This is a genomic window from Streptomyces muensis (assembly GCF_021474425.1).
Taxonomy (GTDB): domain Bacteria; phylum Actinomycetota; class Actinomycetes; order Streptomycetales; family Streptomycetaceae; genus Streptomyces; species Streptomyces muensis.
In genome coordinates, this window is record NZ_JAKEIP010000180.1 from 1 (window position 1) to 23,855 (window position 23,855).

Here is a 23,855-nt window from a genome sequence, read left to right on the forward strand (position 1 = left end):
CTCGGCGCGCTGAACATCGGCGCCTTCTTCCCGCTGCTGTTCCTGTCCGCGTACCGGCTGCCCGGCGGCATGGCGGCAGCGCGAGGCGATCCGCCGTCACCTCGGCTTCGTACTCCTCGCCTCGCTCCTCGGCGTCACCGCCTACAACACGCTCGTCAACCAGGCCGGGTTGACCACGCCGGCCGCCAACATGGGCATGATCATGGCGGCTTCGCCGGTGCTGATGGCGGTGTTCGAGCGGGCCTCCGGGGTACGGCTGGGTACACGCAGGGTGGTGGGGCTGCTGGTGGCCTGTGCGGGGGTCGTGCTGCTGATCGGGAGCGGCGCGGGCGGGACCGGGTTCGCGGCCGGGGATCTGTGGATGGTGGCGGCGGCGTGCTGCTTCGGGTCGTACAGCGGGCTGTTGCGGCGCAGGCCGGCCGAACTGGGCGGTACGGCCTTCCTGTTCACCACGTTCCTCGTCGGTACGGTCCTGCTGCTGCCCGCCCAGGGGCTCAGCGTGGCGGTCCAGGGCGGCTTCGATCCGACGCCCGGAACGGTCCTGCCGATCCTCTACGTCGGACTCGCCTCCTCCGCCGTCGCCTTCTTCGCCTGGAACCGGGCGATCACGCTGGTCGGGCCGAGCCGCGCCGGGGTCGTCTACTACCTCCAGCCGGTGTGTGTGTCGCTGCTGTCCTGGGCGCTCCTCGGGGAGCCGACCGGCTGGACGCAGTCGCTGTGCATGGCGCTGATCCTCGGCGGGGTCGTCCTCGGGGCGACGGCTCGTCGGTGACATAGGTTGCCGGCATGGTCGAGTGGGACATCCGGAAGCTTCAGATCCTGCGGACGCTGCGGGAACGCGGGACCGTGACGGCGACGGCCGAGGCGCTGCGGATGACGCCGTCGGCGGTGTCGCAGCAGCTGACGAACCTCGCCAAGCAGGTCGGGGTGCCGCTGCTGGAGGCGCAGGGGCGGCGGGTGCGGCTGACGGACGCGGCCCGGCTGGTGCTGCGGCACGCCGAGGCCGTGTTCGAGCAACTGGAGCGGGCGGACGCGGAGTTGGCCGCCTACGTCCAGGGCGAGGTCGGCGAGGTCCGCGTGGGCGCCTTCTCCACGGCGGTCCCGGCGCTGGTCGTCCCCGCCGTACGGGCGCTGCGGGCCGCGCATCCCGGGGTGGTCGTACGGGTCCGGGAGGCCGAGGCCGCGGAGGCGTACGAGCTGCTCGCCGCCGGGGAGGTCGACCTCGCGCTCTCCCTCGCGGCACAGGCGCCGGCCGTGGGGGACCCGCGCTTCACGCGCGTACCGCTGCTGGCGGACCCGCTGGACGTCGCCCTGCCCAAGGGGCACGCGCTGGCGACCGCCGAACCACTGCGGCTGGCCGACCTCGCCGCCGAGGACTGGATCTTCGGCGGCAGCGGGCCGTGGTCGGACATCACCCGGGGCGCCTGCGAGGCGGCCGGCTTCAGCCCACGGCAGGGGCACTCGGCGGCCGGATGGACGGCGATCCTGGCGATGGTGGAGGCGGGGATGGGAGTGGCGTTGGTGCCGCGGATGGCTGCCGTGCGCAGGGGTGGGGTCGTGATGCGGGCGGTGGGGGAGGAGCGGCCGGTTCGGCATGTGGTGGCGGCTGTGCGTAGGGGCGGGGAGGACGCGCCGGTGGTGGCGAGGGCGTTGGAGGCTCTGCGGGGCGCTGCCGCCGGCCAGTCGGTGTGACGATCCCTGTTCCCACGGTCACGCGGGGTGTCGAGCCCTAGACTTCGGCGGTGAACGCCCGACGCCGTCCGGCCGTTGCGCGACTCGCGGGGAGGAGATCGCATGCAGGACCCTTCGGACTCGACGGAGACCGCCGAGCCTGAGGAGAACGGCCGGAGCGACTCGGAGACAGCGCCGACGGTCCTGGCGGAGGTGCTCCCCGGGGTCGCCGTCGTCTGCGGTGAGGTCCCGGCGGAACTCAAGCCCGGTCTGATCGACTTCGGGCTCGTGCCGGCCGCCGACCGCAAGCAGATCTCCACCGTCCTCGCCTCGATCGGAAACACGGCGACCGTGGCCGGCAACCTCGGCAGCACACTCGCCGGCATGCAGGGGCTCTACCGGATCAGCGAGGCGACACAGGCCCTCCTCAGGGCCGGCGGAACCCTGGCCGTCAAGGACGGCGCGAACCTCGGAGCAGTGTTCCTCTCCGGTCGCATCGCCGGTCAGGCCCGCTTCATCCCCGTGACCACGGTGAGCGCGGCGCAGACCGCCGCCGCGCTCGGACCGGCGCTGGCCATGGTCGCCCTCCAGATGCAGCTGAGTGAGATCACGGGCCTCGTCAGGACCAACATCGCGCTGACAAGCCACGTACTGACCACCATCCGCAACGAGCAGTGGGCCGAACTGACCGGGCTCGTCGCCGCCGTCGAACGCACGGTCGACCAGGCGCGAGAGATCGAATCGGTCCCCGCCTCCTTGTGGGACACCGTCGCGGGCAGTGAAGCGGCGCTGCGCAAGCAGCTCGACCTGTACCGGCTGAACGTCCGCGGCCACCTCGGGCAGATCGATCAGCCCGACACCCGTCGCCACCGTGAGTACCTCCGGACGAACGCGGAGGCGATCGTCTTCGACGCCCACGCCCTGCTGTCCTCCGTCAAGGCCTGGACCGCGTACCAGGCGCTCCGGGCGGGGAGGGCGAGAGTCGCCGGACGTGAAGACGCCGACGAGGCACGGCTCGTCGACGTCGTCGCGCGCGACACCCGCACGGAGCTCGACTCCGCTCTCGCCGAGACGACGAGCCTCGTGGCCTCGCTGACGCGCGAACTGCGCATCCTCGCCGAGCTGCCCGGACGCGACACACTGGCACAGTCGCTGCCGGGGAAGCGCCGGGACGCGAAGGCGGCCCGCCAGACCTCCGCGCGACTTCTGGAGGCGATCGAACCTCTCGCCGACGCGCTCCGACCGCCGGCCCCTCCGCTGGAGGCTCCCGGCGTCCTCTGCGCACCCGCGTCCCTGGAACCGGAGCCGTACCTTCGCGTCCTGCGCTGGTTCCTGGAGGACGGCGAGACGCTACGTGTCCTCGGCTTCCCCGAGCAGGTCGATGCCCTCGGTCCGATCTCCGCGATCCTCGGCGGAGCGAAGGACAAGCTGGCGGCGGCGATGGACAAGGCAGCGGCGAGGACACTGGTCGCCGTCACGGACCGGCGCGTCATCGTGGCCAAGGCGAACGCGTTCCTAGAGCAGGGCGAGATTCGTCAGGTCGTCCCGACCGACCAGGTGCGATACGTCCGGGCGGCGACCACACAGGACAGAAGCGCGCGCTTGGCGATCGACCTCATCACACGCGACGAGAGCATCCGATGGCTCTTCCGCGCCGACATCGACCACACTCAGGTGGACGCGCTCGCCGCCGTCTTGGCCGAGTCGATGACGATCCCGGACGCGGAACGCGACGCGCTTCAACGGCGGCGCTCCGCCGCCATCGAGGCGGGCGAGAAGTAGCGAAAGGACGAAGGCGCCCGGCGGAGTTGCACCGGGCGCCCTCGTCGACGTACCTACTACGACCGTTACTGCTCCGCCGCCGCGTCCGCGGCCTGCGCCTTCAGGGCCCGTTCCACGCCCGCCCGGGACTCCGAGACCAGGCGTCGCAGAGCCGCGTTCGGCTCCGCGGAGGACAGCCAGGTGTCCGTCTTGCGCAGAGTCTCGTCGGAGACCTGGATCGTCGGGTACAGGCCGACGGCGATCTGCTGGGCGATCTCGTGGGAGCGGGCGTCCCAGATGTCCTTGACCACCTCGAAGAACCTGTCCGTGTACGGGGCGAGGAGCTCGCGCTGGTCGGTCTGGACGAAGCCGACGATGACCGCTTCCTGGAGGGCGTTCGGCAGCTTGTCGGACTCGATGACCGACGACCAGGCCTCGGCCTTGGCCTCGGGGGTCGGGCGGGCGGCGCGCGCCGTGGCCGCGTGACGCTCACCGGCCGCGGTCTTGTCCCGCTCGTACTCGCCCGCGATCTCCGTCTCGTCGAAGCGGCCCACGGCCGCCAGGCGCTCCACGAACGCCCAGCGCAGCTCCGTGTCGACGGCCAGCCCCTCCACCGACTGGGAGCCGTCCAGCAGGGCCTCCAGCAGGTCCAGCTGCTCCGGCGTACGGGCCGTCGCCGCGAACGCCCGCGCCCACGCCAGCTGGTGGTCGCTGCCCGCCTCGGCGGACCGCAGGTGGGCCAGCGTGGCGTCCGTCCAGCGAGTCAGCAGGGCCTCGCGGGTGGCCGGGGCGGCGTACAGCTCGATCGCCAGCTTCACCTGGCGCTGCAGGGACTGCACGACACCGATGTCGGACTCCTTGCCGATGCCCGACAGGACCAGCGAGAGGTAGTCGCGGGTGGCGAGCTCCGCGTCGCGCGTCATGTCCCACGACGACGCCCAGCACAGGGCCCGGGGCAGGGACGCCTCGAAGTCGCCGAGGTGCTCGGTGACGAAGGCGAGGGACTTCTCGTCGAGGCGGACCTTCGCGTACGACAGGTCGTCGTCGTTCAGGAGGACCACGTCCGGGCGGCGGGTGCCCGACAACTGCGGTACGGCGGTCAGTTCGCCGTCGACGTCGAGCTCGATCCGCTCGTCGCGCAGCAGCTTGCCGGAGGCCTCGTCCAGGCTGTACAGGCCGACCGCGATGCGGTGCGGGCGCAGGGTCGGCTCGCCCTTCGCGCCGGTCGGCAGCGCCGGGGCCTCCTGGCGGATCGCGAAGGACGTGATGACGCCGTCGGCGTCCGTCTCGATCTCCGGGCGCAGGACGTTGATGCCGGCCGTCTCCAGCCACTGCTTCGACCAGGTCTTCAGGTCACGCCCCGAGGTCTCCTCCAGGGCGCCCAGCAGGTCGGACAGGCGCGTGTTGCCGAACGCGTGGCGCTTGAAGTAGGCCTGCACGCCCCGGAAGAACTCGTCCTCACCGACGTAGGCGACAAGCTGCTTGAGAACCGAGGCGCCCTTGGCGTAGGTGATGCCGTCGAAGTTGACGAGCACGTCGTCCAGGTCGCGGATCTCGGCCATGATCGGGTGCGTGGACGGCAGCTGGTCCTGGCGGTACGCCCACGTCTTCATCTGGTTGGCGAAGGTCGTCCACGAGTGCGGCCAGCGCGACTCGGGCGCGTACGCCTGGCAGGCGGCCTCCGCGTAGGTGGCGAACGACTCGTTCAGCCACAGGTCGTTCCACCACTCCATGGTGACCAGGTCGCCGAACCACATGTGGGCCAGCTCGTGCAGGATCGTGGCGGCGCGCTGCTCGTACGCGGCGTCGGTGACCTTCGACCGGAAGACGTACTGGTCGCGGATGGTGACCGCGCCGGCGTTCTCCATCGCGCCCGCGTTGAACTCCGGCACGAACAGCTGGTCGTACTTCTTGAACGGGTACGCATAGTCGAACTTCTCCTGGAACCAGTCGAAGCCCTGCCGGGTCACCTCGAAGATGGCGTCCGAGTCGAGGTACTCGGCGAGCGACGGCCGGCAGTAGATGCCCAGCGGGACGGACTGGCCGTTCTTCTCGTAGACGCTGTGCACGGAGTGGTACGGGCCGACGATCAGCGCGGTGATGTACGTCGAGATGCGCGGCGTCGGCTCGAAGGACCAGACGTTGTCCTTCGCCTCCGGGGTGGGCGAGTTGGAGATCACCGTCCAGCCCTCCGGGGCCTTCACGGTGAACTGGAAGGTGGCCTTCAGGTCGGGCTGCTCGAAGGACGCGAAGACGCGCCGGGCGTCCGGGACCTCGAACTGGGTGTACAGGTACGCCTGCTGGTCGACGGGGTCGACGAAACGGTGCAGTCCCTCGCCCGTGTTGGTGTACGCGCAGTCGGCGACGACCCGCAGGACGTTGCGGCCCTCCAGCAGGCCCGGCAGGGCGATCCTGGAGTCCTTGAAGACCTCGTCCGCGTCCAGCGCGTCGCCGTTGAGGGTCACCTCGTGGACGGTCGGTGCCACGAGGTCGATGAAGGAGTCGGCGCCGTTCTCCGCGACGTCGAAGCGCACCGTGGTCACGGACCTGTAGGTACCGCCCTCCTGCGCGCCGGAGAGGTCGAGATCGATCTCGTACGAGTCAACGGTGAGCAGCTTCGCCCGCTGCTGTGCCTCTTCGCGAGTCAGGTTTGTGCCAGGCACGCGGTCATCTCCTCGATATGTGTGGGTTGCGCCATCCTTCCACGGGAGCTGCACGGAGCGCGATGTCCGTTTACCGCCGGTGGGCGGGGTGTACGCGCGTGAGGCTGGGGTCATGACGACCTATCGCGTACACCCTGTCGAACCGACGACCCTGAAAGAGCTGCGCTCTGCTGACGACGCGGGACGCCGAATGGTTCCCGTGACCGACGACGAGGGCGGGGCGCCGCTGCGCTGCTGTCTGCGGCGCAGCGCTCCGGGCGAGCGGATCGCCCTCGTCTCGTACGCGCCGCTGCGGCGCTGGGCGACCGCGAACGGGGCCGGTCCCGGGGCCTACGACGAGCAGGGTCCCGTCTTCGTGCACGCGCAGGAGTGCGCGGGGCCGGACGGCGACGGGCTCCCGTTCACCAACGCGCACCGCGTGGTCCGGCGGTACTCGGCCGAGGGGCACATCCTGGGCGGAGAGTTGGTCGAAGGCCCCGAGAAGGTCGACGGAGCTCTGCGCAAAGCGCTCGACGACCCGTCCGTGGAGTTCGTCCACGTCCGGGCCGTCGAGCACGGATGCTTCCTCTACGAGGTCCGCAGGGCCTGAAGGGGCGTCAGCCCTTCAGCTCCGCCGCCACCAGCTCCGCGATCTGCACCGCGTTCAGCGCGGCGCCCTTGCGGAGGTTGTCGTTGGAGAGGAACAGGGCGAGGCCGTGCTCGACGGTCTCGTCGGTGCGGATGCGGCCCACGTAGGACGGGTCCTGGCCGGCCGCCTGGAGCGGGGTCGGGACGTCGGTGAGGGCCACGCCGGGGGCGCCGGCCAGGACCTCCTTGGCGCGCTCCACGCTGATCGGGCGGGCGAAACGGGCGTTGACCTGGAGGGAGTGGCCGGCGAAGACCGGGACGCGCACGCAGGTGCCGGAGACCTTCAGCTCGGGGATCTCCAGGATCTTGCGGGACTCGTGGCGGAGCTTCTGCTCCTCGTCGGTCTCGTTCAGACCGTCGTCGACGATGGAACCGGCCATCGGCAGGACGTTGTACGCGATCGGCGCGACGTACTTGTTCGGCTCGGGGAACTCCGCAGCCGAACCGTCGTGCGTCAGCTTGGGCGCGTCGTCGCCGACCTTCTTGATCTGCTCGAACAGCTCGTCGACGCCGGCCAGACCGGAACCGGAGACCGCCTGGTAGGTGGCGACGACCAGCGCCTCGAGGCCCGCCTCGGCGTGCAGCGGACGCAGCACCGGCATCGCGGCCATCGTCGTGCAGTTCGGGTTGGCGATGATGCCCTTGGGGCGGTCGGCGATGGCGTGCGGGTTGACCTCGGAGACGACCAGCGGGACCTCGGGGTCGCGGCGCCAGGCGGAGGAGTTGTCGATCACGACGGCGCCCTGGGAGGCGACCTTCGGCGCCAGGGCCTTGGAGGTCGCGCCGCCCGCCGAGAACAGCACGATGTCCAGACCGGTGTAGTCGGCCGTCGTCGCGTCCTCCACCGTCACGCCGTCCAGGACCGTCCCCGCCGAACGGGCCGAGGCGAACAGGCGCAGCTCGGTGACCGGGAAGTTCCGCTCCTTGAGGATCCTGCGCATGACCGTGCCGACCTGACCGGTGGCTCCGACGATTCCGACCCTCACGGCGACTCCTTCTACGTGATCTGCGTGGCTTGTCTGTGTCTGCTGCATGGCCGAGGTGTTTCCATCATGCGGTCAGCCTTGGTCCGCCTGTCCAATCCTTTGACCGGGATGACCGAACGGTGGAACGCGACCCACCCCGGCCCGGCCTGCGGTTCTGCGGCCCGCACCCGGGCTGAGCTGGAGAAATTCACCCTACGGCGGCCCCGCACCGCAAGCTCGCCTGCCCGCCCACGACCGGGCTACGCGGCGGTGTGACGTACGCCTCTGTGGCCGTCTGCCCATACGCCTGTGTGCAGCGGCGGGGCGTCCTCGGAAATTCCGCCGACCGGAGCCGAACGTTTCGGCCGCTTGCTGCGTCACAGTCACCACACGGCGAGGGGAGGGGTGGCTGTGCTGCGCAGAAAGGCCCGCCGCGACCAGGGGGGCGGTGCCGTCCAGGACGTGCTGGACGATCCGCTGGACGCGGCCCAGGAACGTCGGGTGCGGGCGGTGCTCGCGCTCGGCGGAGTGCCGCAGGCGGACCTGCCGGACGGGGTACAGCAGGTCCGCCTGCGGCTGCTGGAGCGGGCCGCGAGCGGACGTGAGGCGCCCCGGGACGTGTCGGCGTGGGCGGCGGTCGTCGCCTCCAACCTCGCCATGGACTGGCACCGGGCCAAGAAGCGCCAGGAGCGGCTCGGCGAGCGCCTCGCCTCCCTGCGCCCCCAGGAACACCCCTCGGGGGAGGACACCAGCCTGCTCTCCCTCGCCGTCGCCCAGGGCCTGGACGAGCTGCCCGACGCCCAGCGTCAGGTCCTCGTCCTGCGCTTCTTCGCCGATCTGCCGGTGCGCGGCATCGCCGAGGAGCTCGGCATCCCGGAGGGCACGGTCAAGAGCAGGCTGCACACGGCGGTACGGGCCCTGCGCGCCCGCCTGCACGAGGACGAGGTGGTGTGACATGACCGCCGAGAACGAAGGCCGTACCCGCGCCGACGCGCTGCTGGCCGCGATCACCGGAGAACCGCTCACCGACGCCTCCCGCGCGGACGCCGCCTTCATGGCCGAGCACCGCGCCGCCGAGGCCGACCTCGCGCTGCTGCGGGAACAGCTGGGCGTCATCGGGCACGCGCTCGCCGAACCGACGGCACGTCCGGCGCCCGAGCCGACCCCCGCCCCCGTGCGCGTACGACGGCCCTCCCGCGCCCGGCGCCGAGTGTTCGCCGTTGCCTACGGCGGGCTCGCCGTGGCCGCCGCCGCGTCCGTGCTGGCGGGCATGGGCTGGCTGCTGACCCAGGCGGGAGGCGACGCCTCCGACGCCGGGTCCGGTACTACCGCCGCCGACAAGCAGGCCTCCGAGGCCGGCGGCGGCAACACCTTCGGCAGCCCTGGCTACCTCGCCTGCTCCCGCCTGGTCGCCGAGGGGAAGGCCACCTCGGTGGAGCGGCTGCCCGGGACGACGTCCCTGCGTGTCACCCTGCAGATGACCCGCTACTACAAGCCGGACAAGGGCGAGCGGGAGCTGACCTTCGTGGTCGACGAGAACCTCGTCCCGGGCCTGCGCGTGGGCGACCAGGTCCTCCTCGGCATCCCCCAGGGCGCCCGCCAGCCCGACTACTGGGCGGTCGGGGAGCAGGACATCGCCCGCGAACGGGCCTGGATCACCGCCTCGCTGCCCGAGTCACGGGAGCTCGGCTGCTGAACGGCGAAGGGGCGGGCGCCCGTACGGACGCCCGCCCCGAAAGGCCGTACCGGAACCTACGGCGTGACCTTCTCGATCTTCACGTTGCCCACGCCCGCGGCCGTGCCGCGCGCGTTCAGCAGCCGGACCTGGCCGAAGAACTCACGGCCCTCCGGCGCGGCCGCGGCGGCGGTGACGCTGCCCGCGACGGTGGCCGAGTCACCCGTGCCCAGCTTCACCGGCGCTTCGTCGACCGTGACGCTGCCGAGCGCGGCGGAGTAGAACACGTCCAGGTAGTCGTACGCCGTCGAGCCGGCCGGCACCGAGTAGCCGACGACCTCGATGCTGTACTTCCCGGCCGCCGGGTTCGGGACCGAGACCGACTCCTCCGAGTCACCGTCGGCGGAGCTGCCGACCTCGGTGCCGGCCGCGTCGTAGACGACCAGGTCGAGGTCGGCGGCCGCGTCGGAGACGTTGCCGATGGTGACGTCGAGGGACGTGGCGCCCTCGGGCACGTCGACCGTGGTGGTCTGCGTGTCGCCCTCGGCGATGGTCGGACGCGCCGTCTTCGAGGAGCCGAGCGGGCCGCCGGCCAGCTTGCCGTCGAGAGCGGCGTAGCCGTTGGTCACCTTCCAGGAGACGGCGGCCGGGGTGCCGACCTTGGCCTCGGACAGGGTCACGGTCTCCGGGTCGAAGGCCGCGCCCAGGACGGTGACGTCCAGCTTGAACGGGTTGTCGAGCAGCGGCGACGTACGGCGCGACTCGACCTCGATCTCCCAGACGCCGGGCTGCGGGTCGGCGTAGGAACGCACGTCGGGCTTGCAGCCGTTGCCGTCGAGGTAGTTGTTGTAGCAGTACGGGGTGCCGGTGTTGTCCGACGGGACGCCGTACGGGTGGATGGCGATGAACCGGGTCTGGCTCTTGCCCTTCAGCCCGCCGATCGCCACCTCCAGCGACTTCGCGCCCTCGGGGACGGTCACGAAGTACGACTTGGTGCTGTTGCGCTGCACCGAACCGGACGCCGCGTAGGTGTACTTCAGCGGCGCCGAGACCACGACCGTGTTGAGGATCTGCGTGTCGATGCCCTCGGTGCGCGGGTCGTCGACCTCCAGGATCGCGCTCTTGATGCCCGCCGAGCCCGGCTTCGCGGCGATCTTGACGGTGACCGGCTTGTTCAGGCCGAGGCTGATCTCGTCGGAGCCGACGATGCGGAAGGTGTCCCCGGCGTTGTTCTCCAGGTGCAGCTCGTGCCGGATCGCCTTGTCCGCGCCGGACGTACGGGTGATGGTGACGTCGTACGTCTTCTTCTGCCCGGCCCTGAGGCCGCCCTCGCGGTCGTAGACGCCCGTGCCGAAGCCCGGGGTCTTCAGGAACTGGTCGATCGCGGTGTCGACCGGTGCCTTCACCGTGTACTCGTGGGCGGTGGCGCCGTCACGGATCGACTCCCAGGCGTCCGGGATGTTGATGAGGCCGACACCCTCCTCGTACGCCTGCACACCCTTGATGTGGTCGGCGGTAGAGGTCAGCGCGGTGCGCAGCTTCGCGGGCGTCAGGTCGATGCCCTTCTGCTTGGCGGCGCTCAGCAGCAGCGCGGACGCGCCCGCGGCCTGCGGGGACGCCATCGAGGTACCCTGGAGCATGCCGTAGCCGGCCGGCAGCGAGTAGCCCGCCTCGGCGACCGGGGCGCCCGGCAGCCAGGTCTGGATGGTGTTGATCGCGGCGCCCGGCGCGGAGAGCGTCGGGGTGAAGCCGCCGTCCTCACGCGGGCCGCGCGAGGAGAACGGCATCATCGCGTACTTCTTCTCCACGACGGAGCCGTAGTTGGCGGCCCACGTCTCCCTGGAGACGGTCGCGCCGACCGAGATCACCTTGCTCGCCAGGCCCGGGTCGCCGATGGTGTTGGCACCGGGGCCGGAGTTGCCGGCCGAGATGACCAGCTGCACGCCGTAGGTGTCGATGAGGCGCGTGTACAGCTCGGCGCGCGCGTTGTTGCCGTCGTTCAGCGCCGGGAGACCGCCGATGGACATGTTGACGATGTCGACGCCGCGGTTGACGACGAGGTCGATCATGCCCTCGGTGAGCGCGACGTTGGTGCAGCCGCCGGTCCAGGTGCAGGCGCGGGAGGCGACGAGCTTCGCGCCCGGGGCCGCGCCGTTCATCTTGCCGCCGAACAGGCCGTTCGCGGCGGTGATGCCGGCGACGTGCGTGCCGTGCTCGGACTCGATGACGCCGATGTTGACGAAGTCGCGCTTCTGGCCGACCCAGTCGCCGCCCAGCGGGTCCATCGGGACGTCCTTGCGGATCTGCACGACGAACGGCTGCCGCTCGGCGACGTCGGTGGCCGGGTTGTCGGTGCCGAAGTACCCGATCTGGTAGCCGTCCTTGTACGGCTTCATCGGGGTGTCGTCACCGAAGTCGAAGTTGTTGTTCAGGTCGACCCGGACGGTGCCGTTCGCGGCGTCGTACAGGACGCCCCAGGAGTCGGTCTTGTCGCCGTCGCGGTTGGCGTCGCCCGCCGCGTCGCCCCCCGTGGTGTACGACTCCAGGAAGGTGCTCACCTGGTAGGAGCCGGCGGGCGCGGACCAGGTCTTGCCGCCGTAGGTGAAGGTGGGCCCGGAGACGGAGGTCACCATCGGGCGCCAGGTGCGGTCGTTGTCGACTATCGGGTCGGTCGCGGTGACCCAGTCGACTATCTTGCGCTCACCCGTGGTGGTCTTCTGCAGCGCCGGGTGGGCGAGGTCGATGCCGGAGTCGAGGATGCCGATGGTGATGCCGCGGCCGTCCGCCTTCGGGTGGTCCTCGACGAAGTCGACGGCGCCCGTCTCGAAGGACGGGTTGTACGGGTTCTCCGCCGGGGTCTTCTTGCCGGGGGCCGGATAGGCGCTCGCGGTGCCCGACGCCTTCGCCGCGCTCTTCGAGCCCTTGGTGTCGACGACCGGGTCGTCCAGGGGTATCTCCTCGCGCAGGTCGATGCCGTGCACCGAGGAGAGCTTCGTGGCGGCGGCGATGGCCGAGTCGGCCTTGCCGGTGGGGACGGTGGCCCGGACATAGCCGAGCTTGTCGTAGGTACGGCCCACAGAGCCGACCGCGTCCAGCTGCGCGGCGACCTTCTCGGTCTGGCCGGGCGCGGTCGCGATCATCATCGTGACGTTCTTGTCGCCGTCGGCCTTCGCCTCGACGAGCAGATCGGCGTCGTCCGAACCGAGCTTGTCGTGAGCGGACTTGACGCTCGGGTCCGTCGCCGAGGGGGCGGGGTCCGCGGCTATGGCCATGGGTATCGGCCCGGCCGCGGAGAGCGCCGCGACGAGCCCGACGGCCACGGCTGTGCGGGCCGCGCGTCTCGGACCCGGCTTCGGTTCGCGCTGGGGGTTGAGGGTCATCGGCATCCCTTGTTGGTAAAGGAGCAGGGGGCGTCCGGTATGTGATCCCGGACGACCGCACAGCCTTACGCAAGGGAAGGATGTTTGGGAAGAGTTGACCGAATCGAAATGGAGGGATGGGGGAAACCCCCTATGCAATTGGGGTGAGGAGACCGAAAGGCGCAAGTCGCCCACAAGCCGGAAAATCGCCTGCGCGCCGCACCCTCACCCGTCTAACGTCCGTACGTGCGGAAGAAGTTGAGGGTGGCGGCCTACGCCATTTGCGTACGTGACGGACAACTCCTCCTCGCCCGGTCCCCGGCACCCGGCGGCGGCTTCGAGTGGGTACTGCCCGGCGGCGGCATGGAGCACGGCGAGGATCCCTACGACACGGTCGTGCGGGAGGTGGAGGAGGAGACCGGCTACCTCGTCGAACCGACCGGCCTCCTCGGCATCGACTCCTCCCACCGCACCTTCCCGACCGGCCGCCTCGGCCGCCCCGTCGACCACCACGGCGTACGTCTCGTCTACGAGGCCCGGATCACCGGCGGCGACCTCCGCCACGAGACCAACGGCTCCACCGACATGGCGGCCTGGCACCCCCTGGCCGAGGTGACGGCCCTGACCCGCGTCTCCATGGTCGACAAGGGGCTGACGCTGTGGCGGGAGCGACCGGCGGCGGGGCGGATCGCAGCCTCTGGGAGTTAGGGCCGGGAAACAGCTTCACTACCCCGAAAGATGAACACGGAGTGACCGCCTCCCGGCCGTTCGCGGAGCGGGTGTGGGCGCGGAAGGTAGTCCAAGATCCACGTACGGTGATGCCCGCTGCGCGTTGCCGTCGTGTTCATGCGCAGGTCATCCCCGCTGCCAACGATCCACAGTGAGCGGGCGGTTCGCTTCGGTGGGCGCCCGCGACCACTGCCGACGCGTTCGCACTCGGGGAGATCGCGCCATGTCGCGCATACGCTCTGTCGCCAGCTCCGCGCTGGGGGTCCACCGTCGTACGCTGCTCGCCGCCACCGGAGCGGTGACCCTCTCCGCGGGCGTCGGCTACGCCCTGCGGCCCACCGAGAGTGAGGCCGCCACCACCCCGACCACCGCGAGCGCACCGGACGCCGCCGCCGAGGCGCCCGCCGGTGCCTCCCGGCAGGTGGCGGTCGCGCTCGCGCCGTACACCCGGGGCACCACCGTCGCGAACGTCGCCACACCCACCGGCGACTCCGGCTACCGCCGGCTCGGCGACGGTCCCGGCTGGAAGCGGGTCGTCCGCGAGAACCTGGCCGCGGCCAAGGCGGGGCGCGAGAAGCGGCGTACGGCGCTCGCCGCGTTCGTGCAGCTCACCGATCTGCACCTGATCGACGCCCAGCACCCGCTCCGCCTCGAATACCTGCGCGCGACGGACGTGCACGCCTGGCGGCCGCACGAGGCGCTGACCGTGCCCGGCGCGGTGGCGCTGGTCGAGCGTGTCAACGCGCTGCGGGGTGGCCCCGTCACCGGCGCGCCGCTCCACTTCGCCATGACCACCGGCGACAACACGGACAACAACTGCAAGTCCGAGCTGGAGTGGTTCCTGACGGTGATGAGCGGCGGCCGCGTCACCCCGAACACCGGTGACCCGCGGCAGTACGAGGGCGTCCAGAACAGCGGCCTGAAACTGTACTGGCAGGCCGACGACGCCGTCCGCGACGCCGACAAGCAGCTAGGCTTCCCGCACATCGAGGGCTACCTCGCCGCCGCCGTCCGCGAGCTGCGCAGCCCCGGCCTGAACATCCCCTGGTACTCGACGGTCGGCAACCACGACGCGATGCCGCTCGGCACCTACGCCTCGCACGCCGACTCCTACCTGACCGACCTCGCGGTCGGCGGCAAGAAGCTCATGAGCGTGTCGGCTTCGGACGCCAAGAAGCTCCAGGACTCCCTCAAACAGGACAAGGACCCGAGGGGCACCGTCTTCAAGGACTTCCTCAAGGCCCACGCCCGCTCCATGCGCTCGGTCACGCCGGACGAGAGCCGCGCCCCGTTCACGCCGAGGGAGTACCTCCAGGCGCACCTGAACCCGGCCCACCGCGGCCACGGCCCCGTCGGCCACGGCTACTCCACGGCCAACCTGGACGCGGGCACCCAGTACTACAGCTTCCGCATCGCCGACGACGTCATCGGCATCAGCCTCGACACCACCGACCCGGGCGGCCACTACGAAGGGTCCATCGGGGCGGCCCAGTTCACGTGGCTGGACCGGACGCTGCGCGACAACAAGGACTCGTACGCGATCATCTTCAGCCATCACACCAGCGAGACGATGGACAACCTGCGCCGCGACCCGGCCCGCCCGAACGAGCGGCGCGTCGGCGGCGCCGAGGTGCTCCAGCTGCTCGGCAGCCACCGCAACGTCCTGGCCTGGGTGAACGGCCACATCCACAAGAACGTCATCACCCCGCACTCCGCCGCCGGGGGCCGCTCCTTCTGGGAGATCTCCACCGCCTCCCACGTCGACTTCCCCCAGCTCGCCCGGATCATCGAGGTGGTGGACAACAAGGACGGCACGCTCTCCCTCTTCACCACCCTGATCGAGTCCTCGGCCCCGCACCGCACCAGCTTCACCGACCACTCCCAGACGGGCCTGGCCGCCCTCTACCGCGAACTCTCCCTGAACGCGCCCGGCGCCAGCACCAAGCTGGCCGGGGACCGCAAGGACCGCAACACGGAGCTGGTGTTGAAAAAGGGCTGAAGAAGAAGGGCTGAAAACACCTCAACTGCCGTACGGCATGTCAACCTTCGGCGTGCCCGTCCGGTCTGCCCCCTCGATCGAGCCGAGTGCGAGATGGGGGAAGACATGACGGTACGCACGACGATGACGGCGGTGACGGCCGCGGTGCTGTCACTGGCCCTGGCGGGTCCGGCGGTCGCGTCGGCCGGCGACGGTGACGGCGACGACCATCAGGCCACCCGACGGGCCTTGGACGCCGCGGTGGCGGACGGAGTGCCCGGGGCGACGGCGACGGCGAGGAGCGGCCACCGGGTGTGGTCGGCGACGGCCGGGGTGGGCGACCTCGACACGGGGGAGCCCCGTTCGCCCCGGGACCACTACCGGGTGGCCAGCGTGGCGAAGACCTTCGTCGCGACGGTGCTGCTCCAGCTTGAGGCGGAGGGCAGGCTGTCGCTGGACGACTCGGTGGAGAAGTGGCTCCCGGGCGCGGTCCGGGGCAACGGCCACGACGGCAGCCGGATCACCCTCCGCCAGCTCCTCAACCACACCAGCGGCATCTTCGACTACCTGGCGGATCAGGACTTCCAGGAGACGTACGCGACCTCCGACGGCTTCTTCGAGCACCGCTACGACGAGATGTCCCCCGAGGGCCTGCTGGCCTTCGCCATGGCCAACAAGCCGTACTTCGCCCCCGGCGAAGGCTGGCACTACTCCAACACCAACTACGTACTGTCCGCCCGGGTCATCGAGCAGGCCACGGGCCGTCCGTACGGCGCGGAGATCCGCCGCCGCATCATCGCTCCCCTGCACCTGACCGGCACCTCGGTGCCCGGCACGACACCCACCCTCCCGAGGCCCAGCAGCCGCACCTACGCCAAGCTGGCGCCGACGACGACCGGACCGACGTACGACGTCACGGAGTTCAACCCGGCCCTGGCCTATGGCGGCGGCGAGATGATCTCCACCTCGGCCGACCTGAACCGCTTCTACTCGGCCCTGCTGCGCGGCAGGCTGCTCCCGCCGCGCCAGTTGAAGCAGATGAAGACCACCGTGAAGGTCGACCGGGCCCCTGAGGCGGGTTACGGCCTCGGCCTCATCGACCGGCGGCTCAGCTGCGGCGTCCATGTCTGGGGCCACAGCGGGGACATCATCGGCTCCGTCTCCGAGGCCGTGACGACACCCGACGGCCGCCACTCCCTGGCCTTCAACTTCAACGGGAACTGGTCCGGGGACACGGACGCGGTGATCGAGGCCGAGTTCTGCGGCGAGTGACCGTCCCGCACCGCACACCCCCGCCCCGCCGCACGCCGATTGGCCTGATCCGGATCAACCGGCGTGCGGTGCCTCAACCTTGGCACCCGCCCCAGGGGTCTCCCTCCCCGACCACGCTCAACAGGGGCGTGGCCGGGAGCAAGGGGGAACAGGACATGACCGTACGGACGACACGCACGGCCCTGGTCGCGGCGACGGCGGTGGCGCTGTCGGTGGCCCTCGCGGCCCCCGCGCCGGCGGCGACGCCCGCCGCGGGAACGGGCGGCCACGACGCGACGCGCAAGGCCATGGAGGCCGCGGTCGACGCCGGGGTGCCCGGCGTGACGGCCACGGCGAAGGACCCGCACGGCACCTGGTCGGCGACCGCGGGCGTCGGCAACCTCAGGACGGGGAAGCCGCGTTCGGCGGAGGACCGCTACCGGGTGGGGAGCATCACCAAGACCTTCGTCGCCACGGTGCTGCTCCAGCTGGAGGCGGAGGGCAGGCTGTCGCTGGACGACTCGGTGGAGAAGTGGCTGCCGGGCGCGGTCCGGGGCAACGGCCACGACGGCAGCCGGATCACCCTCCGCCAGCTCCTCAACCACACCAGCGGCATCTTCAACTACACGGCCGACGAGGACTTCGGACGCACGTACTTCCTCAAGGACGGCTTCTTCGAGCACCGCTACGACACCAAGAAGCCCGAGGAACTCGTCGCGCTCGCCATGACCCACGAGCCGGACTTCGAGCCCGGCACATCCTGGAACTACTCCAACACCAACTTCGTGATCGCCGGAATGGTGATCGAGAAGGCCACCGGCCGCCCGTACGGCGAGGAGGTGCGCCGCCGCATCATCGCTCCCCTGCACCTGACCGCCACGTCCGTCCCGGGCACCCGCGTGACCGTCCCCGGCCCCAGCAGCCGCGCCTACTCCAAGCTCGCCGAGACGGCCACCGGACCGACGTACGACGTCACGAGGCTCAATCCGTCGCTCGCCTACGCGGCCGGCGAGATGATCTCCAACTCCACCGACCTCGGCCGCTTCTACACCGCCCTCCTGCGCGGCAAGCTCCTCCCGCGCGAGCAGCTGGCCGAGATGACCACGACGGTCCCCGTCAACGAGGCCGCCGGCTACGGCCTCGGCCTGATGAAGGCCGAGCTGAGCTGTGGCGTCACGGTCTGGGGTCACGGTGGCGGCATCCACGGCTCCATATCCGAGGCGGTCACCACGAAGGACGGCCGCCATTCCCTGGCGTTCAACCTCAACGGCGACTGGTCGGGGGACACGGGAGCCGTGATCGAGGCCGAGTTCTGCGGGCAGGCCCGGCAGACCCCGGAGAAGGCCCGCGGCTTCGAGCACGCCCGGAACACCTGGTTCGGCCCCGCCGCCCTCCGCGACCTTGGGTGAGTCAGCGGGGACGCGTCCGGGTGCCCGGCCCTCCGCCGAGGAAAGCCGGGCACCCGGCGTTCACGCCCGGTACTCCACCAGCACCGGCGTCTCCCCGTACTCCACCCGCTCACCCGGCCGCACCCGCTCGCTGCCGCCGTCCATCCGGCGCACCAGAGCGGCCTCCTCTCCCAACCGGTCGCCCGCCCGGCCGTGTTGAGTCCACCGGATCGCCAGCCAGGGGCCTTGTCCCACCGAGTCGGACTCACCGTCCTGGCCGCGCCGGAAGACGCACTCGAAGACGCCGTCCGGCAGCCCCACGCCCCGCCCCTTCCCGCAGGAGGTGATCCGCGTGTCCGCGAGCCAGCCGTGCAACCGCCCGATACGGCGGCCCGCCTCCGTGGGCCGGCCGCCGACGGGCTGGACGACCAGCGGGATGTTCCTGCTGCCCCAGGCGTAGAAATACATCCGGTCAACGTTCGACTTGCGGACGTAGAGGCCGACCAGATAGAAGCGCACGGCGTAGTCGTTGGCGCGCCGGGCGGACAGCTTGGCCCCGTCGTCGATCTCGGCGCCCGGGCCGGTGTTCCACACGCGCTGGCCCTCGTTGTGCTCCCGGAAGACGTCCTCGGCCCTGGCCGCGAGCTCGATGATCTCCTCGGGCGGTCCGTCGGCCCGGCGCGGGTGCAGTTTCAGTGCGGCGGCGTCGCAGAACTCGTAGGCGCCGGTGCGGACGAACTTCGCGAGCAGCGCCCTGCCCTCGGGCTCCCACAGCTTGCCGAAGGAGGGGCAGGCCACCTTCGCGTCCGGGTCGGCCCGCTCGATGATGCGGGCGGCCCTGCGCACCATCTCGGCCAGCGTGGACATGTCCCCGTCGTAGTGGGAGGTGGCCCCCACGCTGTCCCACAGTTCGTACGCGCCGATCCGGGAGCGGTAGCGGGTGGCGACCTTCTCGACGAAGTGGTCCCAGTCGGCCAGGTCGTCGGGGGGTGCGGCGCGCGAGTCGTCCGGGTACGGCGTCTTCGGGCCGCCGGGAGCGGCCCAGCCGGGGGTGCCGCCGAAGACGAACACGATGGGCAGTCGTGCGCGTTCGGCGCCCCGCACCGAACGTTCGAGGATCTCCCAGTCGAACTTGCCCCGCTCCGGCTCGACCTGGGCCCAGCGGGTCTCGCTCTCCCATAAGCGGACACCACCGACGTCGAAGCCGGGCATGAGGCCGGTGTCGGTGTTCATCGTGATGCCGAAGAACTCGGGGTCGAGCGGCTTGGGCGCCAGGGCCCAGTAAGGGCCGTCCACCTGCTGGCCCTCCGGGCTGTCGCCTGCCTTGCCGGCCGTCGTGCCGTCCGTTCCGCCGTCCGGGCCCTGGCCCGGCAGCCCGTCGAGGGTGACGGCACTCGCGGCGGCGGAGGTGGCGAGGAGGAGAGTGATCAGAAGGGTGCGCAGGCGCAGGCTCAGTCGTTGCCGTCGCCGTCGGGTGAACCAGGTGACGGGCCACGGGCGTCGATGCCCGGTCCCGACAACCGGACCGGCGGCGACGTCCTCCCTCTCAGCTTCGGCCTCCCTCTCAGCTTCGGCCTCCGCCTCCGCTTCGGCCTCCGCCTGCGCCGATGCCTCCGCGTCCGCCCGCGCCCAGGCCGAGTACAGGCGGTCCAGATCCTCCTGACCGGCCCCGCACACCCGTGCGATCCGCTCGACCACGCCGAAGCTGGCGGGGACGGTCAGGCCCTGGCAGTAGCGGTGCACCGAGGACCGGCTCAGGCCCGTACGGCTCGCGAGCGCGGTGTAACTGCGTCCGCTGCGCTCCTTCAACTCCTGAAGAAGATCGGCCAGTTGGTGACTCGCCGCCATAGGCACGCCCCCTTCGTCCCACGGTCGCCGAACATAGCAGGCAGGGCTGGTTCCAGCGTCCCACCGTCCCAGCGGGACGCCATCCACTTGCCAGGGACACGCCCCGTCGAGAGGGTCGTCCACGCCGCCGTTCGGGGGATCGGCGGCTGCTCAAGACCATCGGGGGAAAGCAACGTGCTACGTGTCCATTTCACCGCCGCGGACCTCGTCCGCACCCGGGTCTCGGACGGAGCCGATCCACTCTGGGAGACCGTCCTGAGTCTGCACCGCCTACGGGACAGGACGCCCGATCCGGCCCTGGCCGGCTGGCTCCGTCCAGGCCGTGGCGCCAGGCAGTCGGCGCGGGTGATGCTGCTGGCCCTCGTGCCGCCGCGTGGGTACTTCCCGGACTTCCTCACACCCGCGGCGGGAGCGGCCGGAGTGGACCTCGGCCTGGAGGCGCTGATGTCCACTCCGCGCACCCGGCTGCGTGCCGAGCTCACCGTCCTGGGCGACCGCAACCCGCTGCCCTCCTGGGCCGGTTCCCTGGCGGCCGGCGAACCCGCGACGCTGCGCCGGCTCGCCGGCTCCGTGCGGACGTACTACGACGGGACGCTCGGCCCCAACTGGCCCCGCATCAGCCGCCGTGCGGACGCCGACCGCGCCCTGCGCCTGCACGCGCTGTGGCACGGCGGCGCGGAGGCGATGCTGCGGACGTACGGCCCTGCGATGCGGTGGCGCCCGCCGGTGCTCGAAGTCGTGTACCCGGTCGACCGCGACCTGCACCTGGACGGGCGCGGGCTGCTCCTGGTGCCGTCCTGCTTCGCCCGCAGCCCGGTCGCCCTGGCGGACACCGCGCTGCCGCCGACGCTCGTCTACCCGGTGGCCCGGCCACGGACGGCCGACGACACTCCGCGCACGCACAAGGGCCTGGCCCCGCTGCTCGGCCACACCCGGGCCGCGGTCCTCCAGGCGCTCGGGGGCGACCCCACCACGACCGAGCTGGCGCGCCGGGCCGGCGTCTCGCTCTCCTCGGCGAGCGAGCACGCCGCCGTCCTGCGCGGCGCGGGCCTGGTCTCCAGCGTCCGGCAGAACAACGCCGTGCGGCACGCGCTGACGCCCCTGGGTTCGGCCCTCCTGAGAACGGACCGGGCCTAGCGGGTGCGCCTCCGCCGAGGGGCCCGGCACTCCTCGATCGCCTCGCGAAGAAGCCGTACGGCCTCCTCGACCGCCCCGTCCGCGAGATTCCCGTAGCCGAGGACCAGGCCGTGATCGGTGTGGTCCTCGGTGGCGTGGTAGGCGGTGAGGTCGGCGATGCGCAACGACCGCGCACCGGCCGCCCGGACCACGGCGGCCGTGTCCGTGCCGGCGGGCAACCGCAGGAGGAGATGGAGCCCGGCCGCGACGCCGGACACGGGAGCATCCGGCACCTGTTCGGCGAGGGCCCGCACCAGCGCGTCACGCCGGTCCCGGTACCGCTTCCGGCAGGCCCGGAGATATCGGTCGTGGGCGCCCGACTCCAGCAGCTCGGCGAAGGCGAGCTGGTCGAGGGTCGGGGGCTGGGCCGCCGTCTGGTCGGATTCGTGCAGGTGCCGGGTCCAGCGGGGCGGGGCCACGATCCAGCCGATGCCGAGCGCCGGGGACAGGATCTTGCTCAGCGACTTGAACAGGACGACACGGGACGGGTCCATGCCCTGGAGCGCGGCGACCGGGCGGCGGTCGTAGCGGAACTCCGCGTCGTAGTCGTCCTCCAGGACGACGCCGTCCACCTGGCGCGCCCACCGCAGCAGGGCGGCGCGCCGCTCGGGGGCGAGGACGGTGCCCAGCGGGAACTGGTGCGCGGGGGTGGTCAGGACAGCCCGAAGGGTGGTGTGCGCGGAGAGTTCGTCGACGCGCAGGCCGCCGTCGTCCGTGCGCACGGGCACCGGCTCCAGACCGGCGGCGCGGATCACGTCCCGCAGCCGTGTCCAGCCCGGCTCCTCGCAGCCGACCGCGGTGATGCCCTCGGCGCGCAGGGCGTGGCAGACGCGCCGCACCCCGTCGGTCACGCTCGTGCACACCGTCACGTCGTCCGGGGTCGCCGAGGCGCCGCGGGAGCGGCCCAGATAGGCGACGAGCAGCCGTCTGAGCCGGGGATGGCCGCCGGCCGGCGGATATCCGAACTCCGTGAACGCCGTGGTGGTCACCTGTGCCCGTACGGCCTCGGCCCACCGGCGGCGCGGGAACGCGCGCAGGTCCGGCAGACCCGGTCCGAGGTCGAAGCGCGCCTCGGGAAGGCGGCGCGGTGCGCGGCGCCCGGCGGCGGCGTCCGCGTCCCTCGTCCAGCGCACCCGGGTGGCGGAGCCGGTCCGCGCCTCCAGATACCCCTCGGCGACCAGCTGGCCGTACGCCTCCGTGACCGCCCAGCGCGAACATCCGAGGTCGGCGGCGAGCTGCCGGCTGGGCGGCAGCGCGGTGCCGACCTCGACGCGCCCGTCCCTGATCGCCGTACGCAGCGCCCGCTTCACCCGCTCGTGCAGCGGTCCGTCGCCGGGCCGCCCCAGCTGGAGCAGCAGATCGCCCGCCAGATTGGTCTGTGATTCCCGCATGCCATTGGACGGTAGCAGCGAGCCATTCCTGGCTACCTTCGGTTCATCGACGAGTGCGTGGAGACGAAGGAGGCCCTCGTGGCCGCAGTGCGACGTTCGGTGCCGCTCCAGGACCAACACCCGGTGCTGCGGGGTGTGTTCGAGGACTGGCAGAGCAGGGCCGGTGTCCTGTCGGCGCTGCCGGGCGCACCGGTGGTGCCGGACGGCACCCGGCGAGGACGGTCCGGATGGCGTCGGCTGCGGATCCGCCCGGCACGGACCGCGGACACGAGGAGGGGCCGCCGGTCAGGCCCGGCGGCCCCTCCTCTCCCCTCCTGATGCCGCACCGGTCCGTCACTACCGCGGCAGCACCACGACATACGCGGCCGGATCGCGGTCCGCCGCGGCCATCAGCGCCGTACGGACCACCGCGGCCTGCTGCTCCATCGAGTCCCGGAGCTTCTTCGGGGTGATGTGGACGACCGTGATGCCGAGCCGCTCCAGATGCTCGCGCTTGCGGGCGTACTCGGACCAGAGGGCGTCGTCGTCCTGCCGATGGCCTTGGCGGGGCGCGCGGGTGTCCAGTTCGACGGCGACAGCCTGGTCGGGCCAGTAGGCGTCCAGGCCGCCGAGGTGAGGGCCGCCGGGCAGACGCAGGTCGACGTTCCAGACGGGGTCGGGCAGGCCGTGGACGTGGACCATCTCGTACAGCCGGTCCTCCGCGATGGCCCGGCCCTCGGCGAGCAGGGAGTCCACCGCGTCCACCACGTGCGGGCGGGACAGCAGCTTGGCCTGGTTCAACTCCCGTACCACCGCGGCCGGTTCGCAGTGTCCGGCGCGGACGGCCTCGGTCAGCAGACGGCGTACGGCGCCCGCGTCCGTCAGTTCGGCGACCGCGTCGGCGAGGGCACGCGGGACGGGGGCCACGGGAAGGCCGGTGACCTGCTGGGGGGTGGGGAGCGACGGGGTGCGCAGGACGCGGGCGCAGCCGGTGGAGCGCAGCCGGCGCATACGGGGGACCAGGACGTCGATCGTGTCCAGGGCGGTCAGCGGCGGCGTGGCGGAGAAGCCGTGCAGGGTCAGCGCCGCGAGGCCCGTGATCACCGCGTCGGGGTAGGCGGGGGCGGTGTGTTCCTGGCCGGGGTTCGGCTGGGACGGCACCCCGGGCGAGCGTTCCCGCGCCGCGTACATCAGCACCGCGTGCAGGCGCTCCTCGCTGGTCGGCGGGCCGGGGTGGAGCAGCAGGACGCCGGGGAGGATCTGCTGCCAGGGGCCGCCGGGTCGGCACTGCTCGTTCATCTCGGCGGTCGCCACGCCGTGCGACTTCAGCTGTGCGGCCGTCATGACACGGCGGTGCACCTCGGAGAGGTGACGAAGGGGGCGGGGGGAGAGCG

Annotated in this window: 17 protein-coding genes and 2 pseudogenes; 13 read left to right on the forward strand and 6 right to left on the reverse strand. The window is 71.6% G+C overall.

Annotated features, from left to right (window positions below):
• From L0P92_RS45880 to L0P92_RS31025, 4 genes and pseudogenes are all read left to right on the forward strand, one after another.
• Window positions 1-87 (forward strand): annotated as a pseudogene (locus tag L0P92_RS45880) (EamA family transporter); the annotation flags it as partial.
• A pseudogene (locus L0P92_RS31015) lies at window positions 56-772 on the forward strand (DMT family transporter); the annotation flags it as partial. The pseudogenes L0P92_RS45880 and L0P92_RS31015, both read left to right, overlap by 32 nt.
• Window positions 773-786: 14 nt before the next feature.
• On the forward strand, window positions 787-1,692 hold the full coding sequence (locus L0P92_RS31020) for a LysR family transcriptional regulator (RefSeq protein WP_234766369.1): 906 nt from the start codon (window positions 787-789) through the stop codon (window positions 1,690-1,692).
• A gap of 102 nt (window positions 1,693-1,794) precedes the next feature.
• Window positions 1,795-3,453, forward strand: a complete 1,659-nt coding sequence (locus tag L0P92_RS31025; RefSeq protein ID WP_234766370.1) for a hypothetical protein — start codon at window positions 1,795-1,797, stop codon at window positions 3,451-3,453.
• 65 nt (window positions 3,454-3,518) lie between these two features.
• Here L0P92_RS31025 and pepN read toward each other — a convergent pair whose 3' ends face one another.
• Window positions 3,519-6,095 carry an aminopeptidase N gene (gene pepN / locus L0P92_RS31030; RefSeq protein ID WP_234766371.1) on the reverse strand — a complete coding sequence of 859 codons (2,577 nt, stop codon included), beginning with the start codon at window positions 6,093-6,095 and terminating at the stop codon, window positions 3,519-3,521.
• Window positions 6,096-6,207: 112 nt separating this feature from the next.
• Between pepN and L0P92_RS31035 the strand changes: the two genes are divergently transcribed.
• Window positions 6,208-6,684, forward strand: a complete 477-nt coding sequence (locus tag L0P92_RS31035; protein WP_234766372.1) for a DUF1203 domain-containing protein — start codon at window positions 6,208-6,210, stop codon at window positions 6,682-6,684.
• A gap of 7 nt (window positions 6,685-6,691) precedes the next feature.
• Here the strand turns inward: L0P92_RS31035 and L0P92_RS31040 are convergent, their stop codons facing one another.
• Window positions 6,692-7,708, reverse strand: a complete 1,017-nt coding sequence (locus L0P92_RS31040) for an aspartate-semialdehyde dehydrogenase (RefSeq protein WP_234766373.1) — start codon at window positions 7,706-7,708, stop codon at window positions 6,692-6,694.
• A gap of 384 nt (window positions 7,709-8,092) precedes the next feature.
• Here L0P92_RS31040 and L0P92_RS31045 point away from each other — a divergent pair, with 384 nt between their 5' ends.
• Window positions 8,093-8,641 carry an RNA polymerase sigma factor gene (locus L0P92_RS31045; protein ID WP_234766374.1) on the forward strand — a complete coding sequence of 183 codons (549 nt, stop codon included), beginning with the start codon at window positions 8,093-8,095 and terminating at the stop codon, window positions 8,639-8,641.
• A gap of 1 nt (window position 8,642) precedes the next feature.
• The gene (locus L0P92_RS31050) at window positions 8,643-9,383 is read left to right on the forward strand and encodes a hypothetical protein (protein WP_234766375.1); all 741 of its coding nucleotides are present in this window, start codon (window positions 8,643-8,645) and stop codon (window positions 9,381-9,383) included.
• Between the two features lie 56 nt (window positions 9,384-9,439).
• Here L0P92_RS31050 and L0P92_RS31055 read toward each other — a convergent pair whose 3' ends face one another.
• Window positions 9,440-12,742 (reverse strand): S8 family serine peptidase, encoded by a 3,303-nt coding sequence (locus L0P92_RS31055; protein WP_234766376.1) that lies wholly within the window; start codon window positions 12,740-12,742, stop codon window positions 9,440-9,442.
• A gap of 225 nt (window positions 12,743-12,967) precedes the next feature.
• On the opposite strand from L0P92_RS31055, the gene L0P92_RS31060 reads away from it, so the two are divergent.
• The 4 genes from L0P92_RS31060 (at window position 12,968) to L0P92_RS31075 (ending at window position 18,088) form a co-directional block, all read left to right on the forward strand.
• A complete protein-coding gene (locus L0P92_RS31060; protein WP_234766377.1) occupies window positions 12,968-13,429 on the forward strand; it encodes an NUDIX hydrolase in 462 nt (153 codons plus the stop codon).
• A 244-nt stretch (window positions 13,430-13,673) separates the two neighbouring features.
• Window positions 13,674-15,449 carry a TIGR03767 family metallophosphoesterase gene (locus L0P92_RS31065; RefSeq protein WP_234766378.1) on the forward strand — a complete coding sequence of 592 codons (1,776 nt, stop codon included), beginning with the start codon at window positions 13,674-13,676 and terminating at the stop codon, window positions 15,447-15,449.
• A 105-nt stretch (window positions 15,450-15,554) separates the two neighbouring features.
• Window positions 15,555-16,700: a serine hydrolase domain-containing protein gene (locus L0P92_RS31070; RefSeq protein ID WP_234766379.1), complete on the forward strand. Its 1,146-nt coding sequence runs from the start codon at window positions 15,555-15,557 to the stop codon at window positions 16,698-16,700.
• A 155-nt stretch (window positions 16,701-16,855) separates the two neighbouring features.
• Window positions 16,856-18,088: a serine hydrolase domain-containing protein gene (locus tag L0P92_RS31075; protein WP_234766380.1), complete on the forward strand. Its 1,233-nt coding sequence runs from the start codon at window positions 16,856-16,858 to the stop codon at window positions 18,086-18,088.
• A gap of 60 nt (window positions 18,089-18,148) precedes the next feature.
• Here the strand turns inward: L0P92_RS31075 and L0P92_RS31080 are convergent, their stop codons facing one another.
• On the reverse strand, window positions 18,149-19,915 hold the full coding sequence (locus L0P92_RS31080) for a helix-turn-helix domain-containing protein (RefSeq protein WP_234766381.1): 1,767 nt from the start codon (window positions 19,913-19,915) through the stop codon (window positions 18,149-18,151).
• Between the two features lie 174 nt (window positions 19,916-20,089).
• Here L0P92_RS31080 and L0P92_RS31085 point away from each other — a divergent pair, with 174 nt between their 5' ends.
• Entirely contained in the window at window positions 20,090-21,052 is a 963-nt protein-coding gene (locus L0P92_RS31085) for an ArsR/SmtB family transcription factor (RefSeq protein WP_234766382.1), read from the forward strand.
• Here L0P92_RS31085 and pdxR read toward each other — a convergent pair.
• Window positions 21,049-22,482: a MocR-like pyridoxine biosynthesis transcription factor PdxR gene (gene pdxR, locus L0P92_RS31090; protein WP_234766383.1), complete on the reverse strand. Its 1,434-nt coding sequence runs from the start codon at window positions 22,480-22,482 to the stop codon at window positions 21,049-21,051. The genes L0P92_RS31085 and pdxR overlap by 4 nt on opposite strands.
• Window positions 22,483-22,560: 78 nt before the next feature.
• On the opposite strand from pdxR, the gene L0P92_RS31095 reads away from it, so the two are divergent.
• Window positions 22,561-22,800 carry a hypothetical protein gene (locus tag L0P92_RS31095; protein ID WP_234766384.1) on the forward strand — a complete coding sequence of 80 codons (240 nt, stop codon included), beginning with the start codon at window positions 22,561-22,563 and terminating at the stop codon, window positions 22,798-22,800.
• An 18-nt stretch (window positions 22,801-22,818) separates the two neighbouring features.
• Here L0P92_RS31095 and L0P92_RS31100 read toward each other — a convergent pair.
• The coding region (locus L0P92_RS31100) for a hypothetical protein (RefSeq protein ID WP_234766385.1) at window positions 22,819-23,855 on the reverse strand (1,037 nt) is incomplete at its 5' end.